This is a genomic window from Marinobacterium sp. xm-a-152, from assembly GCF_013282965.1.
Taxonomy (GTDB): domain Bacteria; phylum Pseudomonadota; class Gammaproteobacteria; order Pseudomonadales; family Balneatricaceae; genus Marinobacterium_E.
Genome location: NZ_WBYI01000001.1, coordinates 26,958 through 43,928, shown reverse-complemented (window position 1 = coordinate 43,928; position 16,971 = coordinate 26,958). Strand labels below are relative to the sequence as shown.

At 42.5% G+C, this 16,971-nt stretch carries 20 protein-coding genes; 7 read left to right on the top strand and 13 right to left on the bottom strand.

Annotated elements, in window-relative coordinates; genetic code table 11:
• Positions 1-15 precede the first annotated feature (15 nt).
• Positions 16-243 (top strand): hypothetical protein, encoded by a 228-nt coding sequence (locus XMA152_RS00230; RefSeq protein ID WP_173482342.1) that lies wholly within the window; start codon positions 16-18, stop codon positions 241-243.
• Between the two features lie 4 nt (positions 244-247).
• Here XMA152_RS00230 and XMA152_RS00225 read toward each other — a convergent pair whose 3' ends face one another.
• Positions 248-1,285 carry an ion transporter gene (locus tag XMA152_RS00225; protein WP_173482341.1) on the bottom strand — a complete coding sequence of 346 codons (1,038 nt, stop codon included), beginning with the start codon at positions 1,283-1,285 and terminating at the stop codon, positions 248-250.
• Between the two features lie 129 nt (positions 1,286-1,414).
• Here XMA152_RS00225 and flgA point away from each other — a divergent pair, with 129 nt between their 5' ends.
• From flgA to XMA152_RS00205, 4 genes are all read left to right on the top strand, one after another.
• Positions 1,415-2,152, top strand: coding sequence for a flagellar basal body P-ring formation chaperone FlgA (gene flgA, locus XMA152_RS00220; protein WP_173482340.1), 738 nt, complete (start codon positions 1,415-1,417; stop codon positions 2,150-2,152).
• 174 nt (positions 2,153-2,326) lie between these two features.
• Positions 2,327-2,650, top strand: coding sequence for a flagellar biosynthesis anti-sigma factor FlgM (gene flgM / locus XMA152_RS00215; RefSeq protein WP_173482339.1), 324 nt, complete (start codon positions 2,327-2,329; stop codon positions 2,648-2,650).
• 20 nt (positions 2,651-2,670) lie between these two features.
• Positions 2,671-3,129, top strand: coding sequence for a flagellar export chaperone FlgN (gene flgN / locus XMA152_RS00210; RefSeq protein WP_173482338.1), 459 nt, complete (start codon positions 2,671-2,673; stop codon positions 3,127-3,129).
• Positions 3,129-3,587 (top strand): DUF2802 domain-containing protein, encoded by a 459-nt coding sequence (locus tag XMA152_RS00205; protein WP_173482337.1) that lies wholly within the window; start codon positions 3,129-3,131, stop codon positions 3,585-3,587. Before flgN ends, XMA152_RS00205 begins: the two co-directional genes overlap by 1 nt.
• 16 nt (positions 3,588-3,603) lie before the next feature.
• Here XMA152_RS00205 and XMA152_RS00200 read toward each other — a convergent pair whose 3' ends face one another.
• Both XMA152_RS00200 and XMA152_RS00195 read right to left on the bottom strand, forming a co-directional pair.
• Positions 3,604-3,885: an EscU/YscU/HrcU family type III secretion system export apparatus switch protein gene (locus XMA152_RS00200; protein WP_173482336.1), complete on the bottom strand. Its 282-nt coding sequence runs from the start codon at positions 3,883-3,885 to the stop codon at positions 3,604-3,606.
• A 3-nt stretch (positions 3,886-3,888) separates the two neighbouring features.
• Entirely contained in the window at positions 3,889-4,959 is a 1,071-nt protein-coding gene (locus XMA152_RS00195; RefSeq protein ID WP_173482335.1) for a hypothetical protein, read from the bottom strand.
• Between the two features lie 96 nt (positions 4,960-5,055).
• Here XMA152_RS00195 and XMA152_RS00190 point away from each other — a divergent pair, with 96 nt between their 5' ends.
• The gene (locus XMA152_RS00190) at positions 5,056-5,409 is read left to right on the top strand and encodes a hypothetical protein (protein ID WP_173482334.1); all 354 of its coding nucleotides are present in this window, start codon (positions 5,056-5,058) and stop codon (positions 5,407-5,409) included.
• Here the strand turns inward: XMA152_RS00190 and XMA152_RS00185 are convergent.
• From XMA152_RS00185 to XMA152_RS00155, 7 genes are all read right to left on the bottom strand, one after another.
• A complete protein-coding gene (locus XMA152_RS00185) occupies positions 5,406-6,542 on the bottom strand; it encodes an OmpA family protein (protein WP_173482333.1) in 1,137 nt (378 codons plus the stop codon). The two genes, XMA152_RS00190 and XMA152_RS00185, sit on opposite strands and share 4 nt — an antisense overlap.
• A 30-nt stretch (positions 6,543-6,572) precedes the next feature.
• Positions 6,573-7,340, bottom strand: a complete 768-nt coding sequence (locus XMA152_RS00180; RefSeq protein WP_173482332.1) for a MotA/TolQ/ExbB proton channel family protein — start codon at positions 7,338-7,340, stop codon at positions 6,573-6,575.
• Positions 7,341-7,442: 102 nt separating this feature from the next.
• Positions 7,443-7,982 carry a hypothetical protein gene (locus XMA152_RS00175; protein ID WP_173482331.1) on the bottom strand — a complete coding sequence of 180 codons (540 nt, stop codon included), beginning with the start codon at positions 7,980-7,982 and terminating at the stop codon, positions 7,443-7,445.
• Positions 7,983-8,210: 228 nt separating this feature from the next.
• Entirely contained in the window at positions 8,211-8,765 is a 555-nt protein-coding gene (locus XMA152_RS00170; protein ID WP_173482330.1) for a DUF1566 domain-containing protein, read from the bottom strand.
• 56 nt (positions 8,766-8,821) lie between these two features.
• Positions 8,822-10,885 carry an ATP-binding protein gene (locus XMA152_RS00165; RefSeq protein ID WP_173482329.1) on the bottom strand — a complete coding sequence of 688 codons (2,064 nt, stop codon included), beginning with the start codon at positions 10,883-10,885 and terminating at the stop codon, positions 8,822-8,824.
• A 22-nt stretch (positions 10,886-10,907) separates the two neighbouring features.
• Positions 10,908-11,534, bottom strand: coding sequence for a response regulator transcription factor (locus XMA152_RS00160; RefSeq protein ID WP_173482328.1), 627 nt, complete (start codon positions 11,532-11,534; stop codon positions 10,908-10,910).
• The gene (locus XMA152_RS00155) at positions 11,531-13,243 is read right to left on the bottom strand and encodes a LysM peptidoglycan-binding domain-containing protein (RefSeq protein WP_173482327.1); all 1,713 of its coding nucleotides are present in this window, start codon (positions 13,241-13,243) and stop codon (positions 11,531-11,533) included. Before XMA152_RS00155 ends, XMA152_RS00160 begins: the two co-directional genes overlap by 4 nt.
• A 237-nt stretch (positions 13,244-13,480) precedes the next feature.
• Between XMA152_RS00155 and XMA152_RS00150 the strand changes: the two genes are divergently transcribed.
• Positions 13,481-14,008 (top strand): hypothetical protein, encoded by a 528-nt coding sequence (locus tag XMA152_RS00150; RefSeq protein ID WP_173482326.1) that lies wholly within the window; start codon positions 13,481-13,483, stop codon positions 14,006-14,008.
• Positions 14,009-14,399: 391 nt separating this feature from the next.
• Here the strand turns inward: XMA152_RS00150 and XMA152_RS00145 are convergent, their stop codons facing one another.
• The 3 genes from XMA152_RS00145 to XMA152_RS00135 form a co-directional block, all read right to left on the bottom strand.
• Positions 14,400-15,236 carry a hypothetical protein gene (locus XMA152_RS00145; protein WP_173482325.1) on the bottom strand — a complete coding sequence of 279 codons (837 nt, stop codon included), beginning with the start codon at positions 15,234-15,236 and terminating at the stop codon, positions 14,400-14,402.
• Between the two features lie 171 nt (positions 15,237-15,407).
• Complete coding sequence (locus tag XMA152_RS00140; protein WP_173482324.1) at positions 15,408-16,187, bottom strand: hypothetical protein; 780 nt, start codon at positions 16,185-16,187, stop codon at positions 15,408-15,410.
• Positions 16,187-16,723, bottom strand: coding sequence for a hypothetical protein (locus XMA152_RS00135; RefSeq protein ID WP_173482323.1), 537 nt, complete (start codon positions 16,721-16,723; stop codon positions 16,187-16,189). Before XMA152_RS00135 ends, XMA152_RS00140 begins: the two co-directional genes overlap by 1 nt.
• Between the last annotated feature and the right edge of the window lie 248 nt (positions 16,724-16,971).

Genomic DNA, 16,971 nt, shown 5'->3' with positions numbered 1-16,971 from the left:
ATGCCGGAGCTAGCCATGTTTAAACGCGCCCCCACTTACAAGAGAAAAGATTGCAGTTTCTGTAAGACTGTTCGCGTGGTTGTCGCACTCGCTGTCTTAGTCATGTTGCTCGCATCACTCTCGTTTGATTATGGCTTACTCAAGGGCATACAGTTTACTGACCTATTCGCTACAATCGTTGGCGTCGCATTTCTAATTGTTATCGGTTACAAAATTTGGGATGAGTACTACCGAAAACGCTAGGCCATCAACAACCGGACTCATTCTCACCAAAGGACTCACCACAATGCGGGCAACAGATCTGTCGTTCCTGCTTGTTCCGCCCCTGTTGCTGGCTGTGTTGACGTTGCCGCGCCGCTTCAATTCGATTTGCCGTAGACTCATTTAACTCCAGACTATCACGCGCTTCCCGAAGCAGAGCCTCCTCCTCAGAGTCAACAACCCCATCTTGATAGACACTCTCCACCATCTCTTCATACATCTTTTCACGCTGACGCAACTGCTCTGAAAATGCTGACGCGAGAATACCAGCGGGTAAGGCAACCATACCGATACCTACGACGGTAATAGCGGCACCAAACACCTTACCCCAGGTAGTAATCGGCGTTACGTCTCCATAGCCAACGGTGGTTAAGGTAGCAAAAGCCCACCACATAGCGTGTGGAATGCTTCCAAAAGCTTCAGGTTGTGCATCACGCTCAAACACATACATGCCACTAGCTGCCAATAGCATGACTACAACTAGAATTGTAATGGCTGCTATAAAAGATCGAATATGGCCACTAATTGCGTTCAGCATCAGGGTCATGCTTTGTGAATAACGAGTGAGTTTAAAGATCCTCAATAATCTGAATGCACGCAACATTCGAAGATCAGCCTCGGAGCTACTAAAGAGACCAATATAAAACGGCAAGATTGCTATTAGATCGATGATAGCTGAAGGGGATTTAATATAGCTGAGGCGTATCTGCAAATTAGACTTTTCATGATGTTGAAAACGAGGGTGCTCTACACTAGCCCATATTCGAGCAATATATTCACACGAGAAAATCACCACTGAGAATATGTCAAAGTATTCAAACCAGAGTCCGTACTGAGCATTCATATCTGGAATGGATTCCAAAATGATAGCGAGCACATTGGTGAGGATAAGAAGAATCAGCATTAAATCAAACAGGCGGCTAAGGTGATCACCGGGTTTGGCGATTTCCAAGATTGCATAAAACCGCTTTCGCAACACATTATCACGAGCTTTATTTGGTAATTCTGATGTGTGCACGCTCATTTACATTCCTAAAAAGCTGATCTAACTGGCGTTAATAAAGACGACATTTGAGTCAGTCGTTGCTTTAATAAACTACATTTAGCTATTCTTAGCTACTCAAATATGGATTTACCAAGGTACTCCGAACCCATGAAATTAATCAGTGTAGTTATCTACTCACTGCTTCTAACCCTTCCAAATAGCACACTTTTTGCTGCGGAAAAGGAGCAGGATCATGGTGTCATTTACAAGGCGATCCAAAACCTCGCTGGTCAACAAGTGGAAATTCAAGAGGTTGACTCTCGACTTCGTCTTAAAGCGTGCGAAAGTGATTTACAGGTACGATACCCCTTTTCTAAAAACACCACGGTAGAGGTCCTTTGCCCGACTCCTGGCGGTTGGAAAATCTACCTAACACTCAGAAACACAGCATCTCAAGCCATTACATCTGATACAACGGTAAAAAATACCCATATCTCTTCGCAGGCAAATGATCACCAGTACCAACGGACAAATGCAGTCGTTGCAAAGAACATACTTCTTCGTGGTGTACCCATTAAAGCGAGTGACCTGGAGTTACAGGCATTCCCTATATATCAAGTGCGCACTGCAAATTTTAGTAATCCAGAAGAGATCATCGGTTTTGAACCCACGCAAACCATTCCAGCTGGTACCCTCATTGCGCTGAACATGCTGAACCCGCCCTATCTGGTTAAAAAGGGTGATACGGTCACGTTGATCTATCAAAAAGGTGGGATTCTTGTCTCGAATGTCGCTGTTGCGTTGGAGAGTGGAGAACTGGAGAAAACCATCGAAGTGCGTGTTCCAAGCACTGGAAAAGTTGTCACGGCGATTGTGAGCCAATCAGGTGAAGTTCGCATTCCCTGATAAACTTTCGAGACTAAATTAAAAAAATTAAATTTTTTTCTATTTTTTCCTAAAGTTCTCAATTTAGCTGCCGATAAGCATGTCGAGGGCTTAATAGATCCGTTATTGGATCGGCGCAATCGAAAGGTTGTCTCTTATAAAATCAGGGTAGAGCTCCGAATAAAGGAAAAAGTTATGATCGACTCAACGGGTAATATTTCAAAAGCGTCGACACAATCTACTAACCGCGTTTCACGCGCTAACGAGGCGGAAGCTAAAGAGCTTTCACCTGGAACAGCACCTGCGGCTAGCACAACAGATTCGATTGAGATCACGCAAGCATCTCAAGATTTGATGGCAGCGGCAGAACTCAGTAAAGCTTCTGAGGCGGTTGATATGGATAAGATTGCACGCATCAAAGAGGCGTTGTCTGAGGGGAACTATCCATTAGATTCAGAGCGCACAGCGGAAAAGATGATTGAACTTGAAGGACTAATATCCGATATTGGTAAGAATTAATCACAAGGTAACTTGTTCAAGTGGCAAATTTTTCCGAGCAGCTTAACCAAGCAAACAGTTCAATCGATGAACTCTACTCTCTTCTGCAGAATGAGTTTGCTGCGCTTACAGATCAGGATTTGAATCGATTCCAAGAGGTTCAACCCATTAAGTTAGCTCTACTGAACAACATCAAGCAGTTCGACCAACATAAAACTAGGTTTATCTCCGAGGCCAGCAATCCAAACCAAACTGAAGTCTCAATAGAGAAATTATTGTCAGATGAACAAAAAATCGCTTGGAGTCATTTTTTGTCCCAACTAAAAGCCTGTGATGAACTGCATAGAAAAATTGATCAGTACCTCAGCCAAAAGATTAAAACTACTAATGCAATACTAGAGATACTGCAGGTCAATAAATCTCATAGCGCGACTCAACTTTACGATGAGTTCGGTACCAGCAAACTGAGCACCATCGGAAACAAAATTTCGGAAGCCTAATGGATAATCTATTTTTTCTATCGATCGCCGTTATTGTTCTAGCCATTCTCTTTTCAATGATTTTGGCCTACCGTCTCTATCGTGACAGTCAACAGAATGAAGCGAATCTCAAAGCTGAGGTATTAAAACTACTGGCTGAAAAAGCGGGAAGTGATCGAGAAGAGTTACAGGATATCCGCGAGGAGATGAGTGCCCTACGCCGTGAAGTTCGCTCACTCTCTTCAGGCAATAACCTGGCACCGGTTATGACGGCTCTAATTGATAAACTGGATAACACAGAAAAGGCTGTTTCGCAGCCCGCAGCCAGTTCATCAGGGAGTGCTACACGTGATGATCACTCCGTGTTTAACCATGCTATTCGCTTGGCGAAAGACCACTACCCTGCCGAAAAGATTGTTGAGGTGTGTGGTATAGACCTATCTGAAGCTGAGTTAATTGTTCGTATGCATGGCCAGTAATTAAGCATTTGAAAAATTACTCTGAATTTTGCCTCTCATCACCCGGCTTCATACCACGAATCCAATAACTGTAAGCCAATACCTCAGCTACGACCCGATATAGAGACTCAGGTATCTCTTGATCCATCTCTAGCATTTCTAGGAGTGCATTAAAATCTTCATCCCTGTGAATTGGCACACCTGCTTGCCGAGCAGCTTCTATTATCTTTTTCGCTAATTCCCCACGACCTTTAGCGGTAACGACAGGCGCTTCATTTTGGCCATACTCAAGCGCTATTGCAATTGACTCTTTACTCATATCTTAGACCCTCAAATCAAATATAGCGTGGTCTGGTGCTTCATCATATGGACCATGTTTTTGCTCTTTAATCTCAATGGCAGAGATCTGGTTAAGAATTAACCCCTCATGGATCACAGCATCAATTAAGCGCTGCTGATTACTGTTTATAAGATCAACAATCCAAGGTTGATTGGATTTAAATATGATCGAGACCTCTCGTTTACGCATCAAAATATCAACCGCAAAGGCACCCATTTCAGTACTGTGATGCGTTAAATGTACACGCCATTGATCTCGATCGACTTCATCTTGATTTTGTCTAATTTGCGCCTCAATCCAGGCGTGACCAAGAAAAGGCAACAGAAAACTGTAGAAAATATTGCCGTTAACTTGGGCATCAAGGGCTTTTATTTGGCTTGAAATTATTCCCTCGATTGCAGTTTGCAGGGTCTGAGAGTCTGGTAGTAGATCTTGATTTAATAGGGAGATGAGTAGTGATTTAAGATCACTCTGTTGCCCTACTGAGTTGGCGATTTTGCTGGCCGACTCTTTAAAAAGCCCAGACTTTTCTAGAAGCTCTTTAACGAGAGCCGCATCAACTCTTTTTTCAGCACGCTTATCGATATCAAAAAGCTCTTGTAGAGCGGGATGTTCTTGTGCAGATTTTCCCAGCGTGGTGAGATTTGTCATCAATTGAGTCAGTAGACTCTGGGTTGGCTCTAGCGATCGATGTCTAAACAAGAGGCTTCTAAGGTTTGAACTCAAGCCGGCTAACAACGAAGCTGGCAGATCATCATCTGTAATTAACTTTAGGCGCGGTGGTAGTGTATTGGGGTCTAACACTTTGAGAAGAAGTCGCTCGCCCACTATGGCTCCTAGAGGTAGAGGTGTGGTCCTTAGAATTTGGTTGGCACTCTCTAACCAAACCTCACCGGCTGTCACTTTGATGACTGTAGCCTCAAGAAGTTGACCTGCAGTTAAGCGAGAAACGCTAGCAACAGGCGACGCTGCTGCACTACGCGTAGCATGACTGGTGTCGATACCTTCAGATTTGATATCAACAAATCGAGTATTGATTGGAGGAAGTGCCAATACAAACCTACCTATCTAATTCATCTATTAAGCGCCTCACTTGTGTAATTATAGGCACTGGACTACTATTTTCTAACACCAACATGAGTTTGAGCTATGGAACTATCTGCAAGCGCTAAGGGTTTACCCCCGCTACCCACCAAGCCAGTCCCTCTAAAAGAGGTTTTAACAGACAAAGCTGATAATAGTGAACTCTCTCAGTTTAAACCGATTGAGGAGACGGCTGATTCTGCATCTTCACGCTCTTATGCAAACTCAGACGCCGATAAGGCGGATACAGTCAAAGATCGAATCGATGACAAACTTTCTACTGTCGAATTCCTTAAGGATCGCATCAAGTTTTCAGAACTGAAGTCTGTTGTCACCTCTGAAAAAATGATGGAGCAATATCAGGCATCCGAGCCTGGTAGTAAAAATCGCGCCAACCATCAGTTAGACCAGGTTGTTTAACTCGTCGTCCCCGGTCGCATAAGAATCTCTATACGGCGGTTTTTACGACGCCCCTCTTCTGTTGCGTTATCCGCCACTGGCTGAGTATCAGCATGGGCCTCAATTTCAATACGACTTTCCGGAACACCCAATAATTCAGTCATCGCATGAGCCACGGCAGCTGCGCGCGCTGATGAGAGATCCCAATTTGAACTATAGAGCCCACCTGGTGACACAGGTACGTTGTCTGTATGTCCCGCAACGACGACGGTTCCATCTCGCTGCATAATCAGGTCTCGCACATCTTTAAGCGCTTCTACGGCCTCTTTACTGATCACGGCACTACCAAATCCAAAGGTATCTTGTTCGTCCATAATGATAGCGACAGAGTCATCACGTCGCTCAACACTTACCTTACCTGAAATGAGCTGGCTTTTAAGTTGCTCTTCAATCTCTGCCACGTCACGAGTCAGCTCCTCTTCAAGCCTCTGCTTCGCCTTTGGAGAATCTGTTGTCAACGCACTTTCTGACATTTGCGGTGCATCCTTCTCTATCTTGACCACTGTCTGCGCATTGATCTGTTTCTGAGCCTGTGAAACTTTGGCAACAAGCCCTAAACGCTCTGGAGAAATCACACCCGCTTTCTTAACCTGATCAGACTCTTTTTGGTCCTGGCCTGCACTGTTTTCGCCTTTTAATTCGATAACCAGTTTTTCACCCTCAAGTTTCACATCGACCTGAGCATCCATAATCTCTTGTTGAAGTAACTGCTCGAGCTTACGTTTCTCACTCTTAATATCGAAGTTTGCGTTATCTGGGCTCTCCTTTCGCTCAGGCACATCTTTATCAGGATCAATAACCTCTTGGTTCATCTGATTGACTGGAGTTGGAAGGCTAATTGATGGACTAAAGTCAGACTCAATTACCGTAGTACCCATTGGCACTATCTGCACCTTAGGCATACCAAAGGCGTTGGTTAGCGATCCAACTACTGCTTTGTACTTGTCCACTTTAGTCTCTGAGAATGAGAGAATGAGTACAAAGAATGCCATCAACAACGTTGCCATATCAGCAAAAGTTGCCATCCAAAGTGGTGCACCCGGTTTACACTCGGGACACTTCACTTTTTTTGGTGGGTTCTCTTCTTCAGCCATCGCTTTAATCTCTATCCTATTAGCAGGTAATTAAGCATTCGCAATCTTCGCGCGAGTAGCTGGATCTAGGTAGATAGATAGTGTGTCTGACAGCACGCGTGGGTTACCACCGTCCTGCATGAAGTTAAGCCCTGTGATGATCAGCTCGTTATTGAGTGCCTCATCCACCAGACGTTGTTTCAGTTTCTGCTGAATCGGAAAGGCGATGATGTTTGCCAAAAAGGCACCGTAGAGTGTTGTTAAAAGTGCTACCGCCATCGCAGGACCGATGGACTTAGGGTCTGACATGTTAGCAAGCATCTGCACCAAGCCAACAAGTGTGCCGATCATCCCCATGGCAGGGCCAAAGTCACCAATGGCACTCCACACCTCTGCACCTCGCTCATGGCGAATGGTCATGATCTCTGTATCTTTACTTAGCTGGGTCCGAACGTAGTTTTTATCCTTACCATCCACCAGCATCTCAAGACCCGCTTTAAGGTAGCTATTCTTCTCTTCAGCGACCTTTCCCTCAAGCGCTATCATGCCATCTTTACGAACTAGCTCTGCAAACTCGACAAATTTCTCGATGAGTACTTCCGGTTTCTCAAGTGGGTTACCGAAACTACGGCCAGCGACTTTAACAGCACCGACGAAGTCTGCCATCGAGGAGCGCATCATAGTGACCATTAGGGTGCCACCGAATACGATAACCAAGGATGGAACGTTGACGAACATCCCAGCAGATCCACCAAGCACAATCGCCATAATGATCGTACCGCAGGCGCCAATTAGACCGATTAACGTTGCTATATCCATGGATTCTCTTCCTTAATCATAAGCCAGATCTCTCGTTAGAGATGTTCTATGAGTAATTTATCGGCAGAATGAAGGAAAACTTAATAGCAAAAGTGATGGAATTTAGTGTTCCGCGTGAAGCGCCTTGATGATCTCCAAATAGCGCTCCTTACGTCGTTTTAGCGCTTTAAGGCGCATCAACTGTAGTATTAATGGGACTCCGAAAGGCAACACTAACAGCGCTGTTTGGTAGGTTCGACCGACGGATCCAATAGCCTCGTCAGGCCAATGCTTAAGATCCTCTAGCAGATCTTTTGCCAGTAGATTAATAAGTAGAAAGGTAGCAAAGAAGAGCCAAAGGCTTTGAGTTAATGTTTTGCCGTCCTGCTCGATATTAAGGTTTCCAGAGATAGACCAGGGTAAGAAGATCCAAACAGACCAAGCAAAAAATGAAACAGCCATATAGCCTACGCCACCCACTAAGAGGGAGAGGCCTTTAACATTCAACATCGCTGCGAATAGTTTGCCAGTGAGCCAAAAGAGTGCAGCGATGAACAACAGCGCTGCAAACATTAAGGTCACTGTTGCTAATGCTTGAGCAAACAAGGGCCAATTCGATATGCTCGGAAGTGAGCCTGTAAGCAGGTTGTACCAACTATCCATTACTTTAACTTACCCTCTCCTGAAGGTATTTACCACATTAGTAATTAGCATGCACAATTCAAATATTCCTGACTGTAACAACTGCAAACACTACTTTGTAACTTGGGACGCTTCATTTCCCAAGGGCTGTAGGAAGTTCAACATTAAGAGTCGTCGTATACCTTGCCAGGTTGTTTTGGAAGCAGATGGAAAACCTTGCCTACACTTCCAGATTAAAAACAACAACCTTTAAGGTGTTTGGTTACGTACTAATAAAACGAAATACTCACTCTCTTTGGAGTGCCGTCCAAAATCCGTTCCATTAAAAAAGTATACGCCCCAACCAAGATATGGGTTGAAGAAATTATCTTCAACCGTCCAGTAAACTTCAGTCTGTACGCTAGGAAATATATAGGTGTTGATGGAGGGGTTAACACACTCTTTCTCTACCAAACTGCGTAACTCTTTTACTGTTGGAATACGCCAGTCTGAATAACCTGCAATTGTAGCTTTAGAAGCCGCACCCTGAGCCTGCGTCCATCCCACTCTTGAAGGAACGCCCCGGCATTCACCATCATGAAAGAACTCACCAAGATTACATCTAAACCAGACCAGACCTGTACGCTTATCTATAGCTGTACCACTACCAGTCAGTCTAAACTCAGTGACAGGGTAATGTGTCTTAAAATATTCGATACAATCTTGATCTGGAGTACCTAAAGCAAAACTTGACGCCGCAGTCGTTGCACCCAATAAAAATGCAGTTAAGGTTTGTGTACAACGAATTAAAAGACCTTTCTTCATGGTTTTCCTGCTCTCAAATAGCAATCCATTCACTTATCGACCTTTGATAGAAAATCTTAAGTATCAATCGCATCGATATTCTCTTTGATCCTATGAAGGTTCATGCTGATCTCTTCCGAAGACACAGCACCTGATTGCGACAAGTTTTCGATCTCTAGGCAGATACCTGCCAACTCTGGATAGTCAAAGAAACCACAGTAGCCTTTCATGCGATGTGCTGCTTTTTGAAGAGTCCAGTTATCACTATTTTTTAATGCATCAAAGCTGCTAATCAACTCTTCCAACATGGATGCTTTAAATTGTGGTATCAAATGATCAAGCCGATTAGCGTTGGTGTTTTCAATTAATCCCAAGGATTTCGTTTTAAGCTGACTCGCCTCCTGAACAATTTGGACAATTCGCTCTAGTTTAAAGGGTTTAGGCAAGAAGTAATTCGCGCCGACCTCTTTAGCTAGTTGTGGGTTTTCGGCGCGATTATCTGCCGACTGAATAATAATGATTGAGCGACTATCTCCAATATTGGCTTCGATCTCACGTATTCGCCGACAGGCTTCGAGCCCACCCATGCCCTGCATCTGAATATCCAGAACAACGATTGGGTAGTGCTCTAATGCGAAGGCATCAACAGCTTGTTGGCCTGAACGAACTTTAGTAATGGGTAGATCAATTTCGCTAAACAGAGCATCGAACAACTCAAGATTCAACTCAGAGTCATCGGCCACCAATACTGAAAGGTGTTCAATGTTCTCTAATGTAAAATCATCAAGCGAGACAGAATTAGATAACTCCTTCGAACCAGCCAAGGGTTCTAGGGGTAGAAATATCTTAAATTGGGCGCCCTCACCAAATTTAGAGATAAGTTCAATTCTACCATCCAACAGCATCACCAACCGCTTGACAATGGTGAGACCTAAGCCTGTGCTGACAATATCCTCACGTTTCAACTCACTGTTTTGGAAATAGGGTTGGAATATCTGTGTTTGATTATCTTCAGAGATGCCAGGCCCGGTATCAGAAATGATGAACTCAACTCCCTGTTCACTCTTCAGTTCGTTAACTCGCACCCTAACAGAGCCGCTGTCTGTATATTTGACTGCATTTCCGATGACATTGATAAGAATTTGCGAGATTTTTCTCGGATCGCCCAAGAATCGGTTGCTATTCAGCTCAGATAACTCTAATCGAAAAGCTAAATCTTTCTCTTTTGCCGTTTGTCTAAACAGTGAAGTTGCATTGTTAATCAGTTTCTTCAGATCAAATTCGCTCTGTTCAACTTCCAACTTATTTGAATCAATCTTGGCAAAATCTAGAACATTAGATACCAGTGAAGCCAGATGTTCACTTGAGGTCAAAACGACATCGACATCTCTTAAAAGTTTTTTATCGCCAACTCCTTTGACTCGTCGTCGAATAATCTCAGCCATACCCAAAATTACGTTTAACGGTGTTCTGATTTCATGACTCAGGGAGGCTACAAACTGCCCTCTAGATTTCACCGCTTTCTCAGCTCTTTCATTAGCCTCTGATAGGACCTTAGCTTGCTCATTCAAATCATAAGAGTATGCAAAACTCTGGATTAAACGTTCAGACAACGTTTTGCTTGAGTAGATCAATGAGAGACAAAAGGCTACTGAGCTAATACCCGCTAGATTCATCCATTCACGCTCATCAAGAAGTAGCGCAATTGCTAATGGGACTAGCGTTAGTAAAGAACTCGTAATCGAGAGGTATCGTAGAGCACTATAAGAGTATGCAGAACCTGCCGCATATACCGTCATAAAAAGCGCAATGATGGGTGATAGCTCTGGTGGTGCGATCTTAATAAATCCAAAACCTGCAGCACCCCAACATGCTGAATTAAAAAGAAGAACTCCAGCAAAGGGTTTCTCCCAAACACCGTATTGCTCTCTCTCTGAACGATGAAATAGAGCATAGAGCCCCATACGAATAATGGTAATAAAGCCGATTAGGGAGAACCACAGGATATAATAGGTGCTTGGAGCAGCTTGGTGGAGAAGTGAAGAAAGCAGCCCAGCATTGAAGATGGTTAAAATGCCAGAGATTATGGACTGTTTAAACAGTAGTTCTAAAAGGTCATGCTTGATGGCTACACTCTTCACACTACCAATCCTCTAAGCCATCTCAGGCAATAAATCCAAACTCACGTGCCTTTTTAACCAAGAGGCTAAGGGAGCGCGTTTCAAATTTATCATTCAAAGTTGCTCGATACTTCTCCACAGTTCTAACACTTAGATTTAGAGGTGCTGCCATCTCCGCATTGGTGAATCCTTGTGAAAGCATTTTGAGAACCTGCAACTCTCTTTCTGATAGAGTGAAATCGACCTGCTGGGAAATTTGTGAATTGAGTATTTCTGCGACGAATTGTTCATCACTTTCAAATACTCGTTCAATGGTATCTATAAAACTATCTTGATCAGCCAATTTTAAAATGTAGCCATTAGCGCCTGCATTACGAGCTAACTCGATCTGATCAAACTGATCAAATGCACTTAGCACAATAATTTTAGTGCTATCGTGACTTGCTCTTAAGCGTGTTATAACCTCTATCCCATCCATTTCCGGCATACGTAAATCAACAAGAAGAAGGTCCGGTTGATAGTGATGAACAGCCTCTAGCCCCTCAATTCCCGAGTTAAGCGTAGCCAAAACCTCAAATTCAATTCGACTACGCGAGCTCTCAAGAAGTACTTTAAGCGCTTCAGTCATCAACACTTGATCATCAACAATTACTACACTCAGCTTTCTCATTTTGAGACTCTTAATGACTGACCCGGCACTATCACAGAGTCCAATTTCAAGTTATTCCAATCAAGCAACTGCTGCAGTTTGATCCCATATTTAAGCGAAATTCTGTAAAGATTTTCACCCTTTTTAATGACATGACTTTTAGAAGCTTGAATTGTTTTTTGTGGCCTATTTGAGTCGCTTTTATGTTTTACAGATGCTGGGACCGGTTGCTTAACTTTAGCAGGTGTTGAATCTTCATCTGTGACTCGATCGGAATTAGATACTGTAGGCTGCTGGTACCCGTTTCGAGCCACCAATACCTGTTCACCAATACCAACTTCACTGATTAGATCTATACCATTCCAATCAACTAGTTGAGCAGCAGAAACTCCATATAGTCTGGCAATAGACCAAAGAGAGTCACCAGCCTCTAGGGTGTGAGGTATGAGCACTGGATTCTCAAGAGAAACCTCACCCTGCTGAATATCAGAAGTCCGCTCAGGAGCTACGACTAAACTATTACTGGTCTCAAGTGCAGTAGGAATAAGAAGTGTCTGACCAGCTTTCAAGCGAACACTCTTCAAGTTGTTAGACTGCTGGATGCTGCGAATATTAGAGTTAAATCGTTTAGCAAGTTTTGAAATGGTGTCACCAGCGACCACTTCGTAACGACGCCAAGTTAATTGATCACCATTCTGCAATGAGTTCAGAGTGGTTCTAAATTGCGCAGAAGCCTGCACTGGTAACAACAACTGGTGTGGACCATCTGGATCTGTTGCCCAACGAATGGCCCCTGTATTTAAAGAGTAGATCTCCTCAATATCGATGCCACTGAGTTCAGCCGCTTTAGCTAGTTCAATCTGGCCACCGGTATCGACCACCTCAAAATAGGGAGTGTCGGATAATGGGGCTAGGGCTAAATCATATTTTGAAGGGTGTTTTATCAATTCGCTTAAAGCTAACAATCGAGGCACATAGGCACGTGTTTCATCGGGCAATTTCAGATTCCAAAAATCAACAGGCTTACCCGCTTTACGATTTTTTTCTATCGCGCGAGCGACTGTACCCTCACCTGCGTTGTATGCAGCAATGGCCAATAACCAGTCACCGTCAAAGTAGTCATGAAGATATTGAAGATAGTTTAAAGCCGCCTCAGTAGAAGCTAAAACATCACGTCGCCCATCCATCCACCAGTTCTTTTTAATGCCATAGTGCTCTGCAGTCACTGGCATAAACTGCCATAGGCCAACAGCGCCGGCTGGTGATTTAGCACGCGGATCATACGAACTCTCCACAGCAGGCAATAGGGCTATTTCAGCGGGTATGCCACGCTCTATAACTTCATGAAGAACAAAGTAGTAGAAGAGAATAGCGCGATCGGCAAGGCGATTAAGATACTGTTCGTTACGCGAGTACCATTGGATGTAGTTTTGAACATCTGGTTGTTTTAAATGGCCTGGGAGCCGCATATTTTTGCGAGTCGTTACCCAGATATCAGTCTCATTAACAGGATCTAAAAACTGAACGCGTTGAGAAGCACTGGTATTTGAAAGTGTTGTCCATTTGACGTGGGAAGCATCACGACTTTTTTGAATGAGTTTAAGTGAGCTCTGCTCCGAGGTTTGCTTCGGATATCCCTCAGGTACACGACACTCTCTCACCTCAGTAGCTGAACAACCAACAAGAAGCAAAGTAGCGAAAACACTGATTACATTTTTAATTGAGGGCATAAGTAATCTAACAACTACATTTTGGGCGTGACCGGATCAGCGCGAGCAAACAAGACAAACGCCCTATATGTCTTGAGTGCCTAGTTATAGCAATCTAACAAGGGGAGTAAAGACAGGCAACCAGAAATACAGTAATTGAGAATAAAAAATCGGGCAAATCCACACAGATTGAATATAAAAACTTTGCCTTGGAGAGAATTAAGGTATTCTGTAAAAGGGCATTAACAGCGAGTGCATATGATAGATAACCGACTTCCACCACACCTTCGTGAAGAGTTTCTCTCTAAAAGCTTTCTTATGTGCTGCTGGATTATGCTGACTACCTATCCTATTGCGGTCTATAACAACCTTTTTGCACAACCTAACCTTTACCAGTTTTTCTTCGTATCATTCCTAGCTGTCACCACGACAATATTATTAGCAGAACATCAAAAAATTTCGAATCGCCTTAAAACTTTTTGGTTTGTAGGGGCAACAACCCTATTTGTATCGAGTATTAGTTTGAGAAATACTCAAGATGGTGCCTTGGTTCTGAATATCATTTTCATCCCCTTATTTGCACCGCTTTTATCTTTAAAGCGAACTTTCATATTGGCAATTACTGTTCTATTCATTCAAACCTTGGTAATTATTTTTGTGTTACCTGAACGTAACGGCTGGTTTGTCACCTTCCTATGGAGCGTTATCTCATTGACGTGCATCGGGGCAGTTTCTGGACCAATCAGTTTTCTTTTAGAGCTGATAAATAGAAATAACAAAAGTTAATTACGACACAACAGAATATTCTATAAGAAGTTTAATTTCCCTTCAGATCGTAGAGTGAGACTTCATAAAAAGCCGATATAAACACTAGAGTAGCAAAACACAAAAAGGCGCCCCATCAGTGAAGTGCGCCTTTTTTGCGTTTACTTTAAGCGCTCCAAGGCACTCATGTGATGCGAAACCTCTTTCAGCAAGCGCTGGGCCTCTGATTCGTGATAACCGACCATGGACAGTAATTTATTGATCTGATGTTGCTAAAGAGCATAGTCAAACCATATTAGCCCTATACGAGGAAATACTTGAGTCGAAGACGATAGGGAAGGATTTTCAGTAGAAGATGTCGAAAGTGATCGTCCGAGTGGTTTATCACTTACCACCCGAACTAGATTAACCTCTAACCCTCAGCAATCATGCTAGCTACAGCCTTAACGTGCATATCCGCAAACTTCTGCAATTCCGTATCTGAGTTTACTCGCCCAGAAGAAAGTTCAAAATGAGAGTTGTGGGAGTAACTTAAAATTGTAGTAATTGCTCCCAAAGATACACAAAAGGACATTTGCTGAACTGGATCAGAAATTCCATATAGTTCAAAAAGCCCGAAAGTATCGATGCTTTCCAAATCGCTATAGAATGTTTGAATTATATCCCTCGGCAAAAGTCCAACCAATCTATTGAGCGTTACGTCTGTAAAGACATCTTTACCTAGCTTAAGTTGTGTAGCCGTAAGAAATTCCTTGAACGAATCATAATCTAATTCATCTCCAACCACATCTTCCTTGGTCAGGTAATTGTACATCTCTCGCCAGAAGGGGTGATTCTGATTCATCACAAGCTCCATCGGAAAAGTTACACGAGTAGCAAAATAAAATGTGACCGATCGATACAAAATTTCTGCAAAATGGCAGCATTCTTCCGAGAGATCATTAGGCTCTGAGAGTATGAACTGAGAATCCCCCTCACAGTCAATAGCCTCATAGATAAGTTCCCTCAGAAATGCATCCTCGATTGCACTTAAGCTAGAGAACTTCTGAGCCACTTTAAGAATTTCCTCGAGGTGGTATGCGCTCTGACGAACAAGCTTCAGTGATCGCAGTGTTATAATCTGACCAATATTTCCATAATGTGAGTCATCATAGTCTTCGAGACCTCGTAGGACTTGATAAGCAATATCAAGCTCTTCCGCGCTGAAATAGTTAATGTTGAATGCTGAGTTTATGTATCTATTTTTCATTTTTTAAAATTCCTTTTGTAATTAATTAAGATTTCCCTCTCTCAATTTTTTAACTGCTCCACACCTCCTCAAGTGGCAGCTATGAACGCATCCTCAAGCGCTGTATGTTGTTAAAATATGGTAGTTAAGCAAGTCTGCCTCTAATAGACAGGCCCGCTTAAAAAATGCTGGTTAAGCAGGAACTCGCTTATTAATAAAAGCATCGTAATGAAGCCGCGCCATATACTCGTTATTTCTCAGCAACGTCTTGGCTTGATGGAAGTCCATATCCTCAAGATCACTTGTGAATTCCAGCAAAATTTCCTCAAACATAAGCCACAAAAAACATAGAGCAAACATTTTCGAATTAGTGGTTAGGGTGTCATACATAGAGGTGTTCTTTGTATTCTGAGTGGTTCCGATCGTTTTAGTCACAATACTTACCACGTTTGACCGCAGTGGTTTACCTCCACAGACATCCTCTATTTCCACCAGACGCTCTAACAACTGAATTTCAGAAAAAGGCTCATTTAAGCCTTGAACAAATAGTTCATGTAATTGACTCCAAAGAGGGTTGTGAATATCTGAATAAACACCATTGGGCAGATATCTCATAACACCTAAGTTGACCTCTTTAGTTATCAGTGTGAGAAGATTCAAAGAGTACAATTTTTCATCCACTACACTTCTACTTGGCCAACGTGAAAAGACACTCTTGGCTCTGAGGGAAAAGTCGATAAGGACCTGAATATAGAGATCATCTAAAGCGGTATAATGCTTTAAACGCTGAAAATGTATTTCATTAAAACCGTTTTCAGACTCATCACCGAACTTTGCATAGAAAGTCACTAATGAGTCTTGAAAGAGCAGGTTTGATCTGTTCTGTTTTTTAAATAATTGAAAAAGCTCATGAACTTCCGATCCACGACGCTCGTTACAAATTGAGAACTCAAAAGGAACATAGATCTCCATTATTGACCTCCGTGAAAACGATCAAAATTTTTGATAAATACATGGTGACCATTGATCACAAAGTATTCGGAAAGCACCTTTTTGAAGTACTCATCAAAGTCTATCTGTGAGTGAAATTGTAAAACGATGTACTCGAAGACCGTCGCTTCGGATATGAGTGATAGGTAATCCTCTGCAAATTTCTCTGGGCTGTTGAACTTGCCCTTGTACAGCTCTTTAATCCGTCCCCATGGGATTCCCAATTCAAATGCCGCAATCCAAACCTCGAAGCCAAGATTTGAGTCAATAAAGCCCTGAAAAAAAGACTGGGCATCTACATCAAGTCCATGCTGTTTAAGTTCCAATAGTGCAATCTCTAAGGAAACCTCCAGTGTTTTAGCCACATTCAAAAGCACTTTTAAACATGCACAGTAGTGACCTATTTTGAATAGCTGATTAACATCTGGGTAAGTTTTAGCATCTAGATCTAAATCAGAACTCGTTATGTAATTATATTTAACAAATAAATTACCCAGTTGATTATTTTCATTAGTCATACTTTCTCCTTGTAAAATAAAATCAGATCATCCAGATCCAACCAATGAATAAATAGTAAAATACGAAAAAATAATACGAGTCAACCCCAAAAAGATAAAAACAAAATGACAAGCCGCCCAAAAAACTAAGAAAATCCGCATAAAATATAGGAAAAATTAAAGGAATTTTTTTTAAAAAAAAATTTAAGTTTTTTAAATTCAACTCAAGAAAAGAATATGTAATTTAAAAATCAAAGAAGCATTTAGAA

Excerpts from the sequence above, each read along its gene's own strand:
- XMA152_RS00135 (WP_173482323.1), bottom strand. The coding sequence starts at position 16,723 with ATGACTAATGAAAATAATCAACTGGGTAATTTATTTGTTAAATATAAT.
- XMA152_RS00140 (WP_173482324.1), bottom strand. The coding sequence starts at position 16,187 with ATGGAGATCTATGTTCCTTTTGAGTTCTCAATTTGTAACGAGCGTCGT.
- XMA152_RS00155 (WP_173482327.1), bottom strand. The coding sequence starts at position 13,243 with ATGCCCTCAATTAAAAATGTAATCAGTGTTTTCGCTACTTTGCTTCTT.
- XMA152_RS00230 (WP_173482342.1), top strand. The coding sequence starts at position 16 with ATGTTTAAACGCGCCCCCACTTACAAGAGAAAAGATTGCAGTTTCTGT.
- XMA152_RS00190 (WP_173482334.1), top strand. The coding sequence starts at position 5,056 with ATGGAACTATCTGCAAGCGCTAAGGGTTTACCCCCGCTACCCACCAAG.
- XMA152_RS00145 (WP_173482325.1), bottom strand. The coding sequence starts at position 15,236 with ATGAAAAATAGATACATAAACTCAGCATTCAACATTAACTATTTCAGC.
- XMA152_RS00175 (WP_173482331.1), bottom strand. The coding sequence starts at position 7,982 with ATGGATAGTTGGTACAACCTGCTTACAGGCTCACTTCCGAGCATATCG.
- flgA (WP_173482340.1), top strand. The coding sequence starts at position 1,415 with ATGAAATTAATCAGTGTAGTTATCTACTCACTGCTTCTAACCCTTCCA.
- XMA152_RS00205 (WP_173482337.1), top strand. The coding sequence starts at position 3,129 with ATGGATAATCTATTTTTTCTATCGATCGCCGTTATTGTTCTAGCCATT.
- XMA152_RS00170 (WP_173482330.1), bottom strand. The coding sequence starts at position 8,765 with ATGAAGAAAGGTCTTTTAATTCGTTGTACACAAACCTTAACTGCATTT.
- XMA152_RS00200 (WP_173482336.1), bottom strand. The coding sequence starts at position 3,885 with ATGAGTAAAGAGTCAATTGCAATAGCGCTTGAGTATGGCCAAAATGAA.
- flgM (WP_173482339.1), top strand. The coding sequence starts at position 2,327 with ATGATCGACTCAACGGGTAATATTTCAAAAGCGTCGACACAATCTACT.
- XMA152_RS00180 (WP_173482332.1), bottom strand. The coding sequence starts at position 7,340 with ATGGATATAGCAACGTTAATCGGTCTAATTGGCGCCTGCGGTACGATC.
- XMA152_RS00185 (WP_173482333.1), bottom strand. The coding sequence starts at position 6,542 with ATGGCTGAAGAAGAGAACCCACCAAAAAAAGTGAAGTGTCCCGAGTGT.
- XMA152_RS00160 (WP_173482328.1), bottom strand. The coding sequence starts at position 11,534 with ATGAGAAAGCTGAGTGTAGTAATTGTTGATGATCAAGTGTTGATGACT.
- XMA152_RS00150 (WP_173482326.1), top strand. The coding sequence starts at position 13,481 with ATGATAGATAACCGACTTCCACCACACCTTCGTGAAGAGTTTCTCTCT.
- XMA152_RS00225 (WP_173482341.1), bottom strand. The coding sequence starts at position 1,285 with ATGAGCGTGCACACATCAGAATTACCAAATAAAGCTCGTGATAATGTG.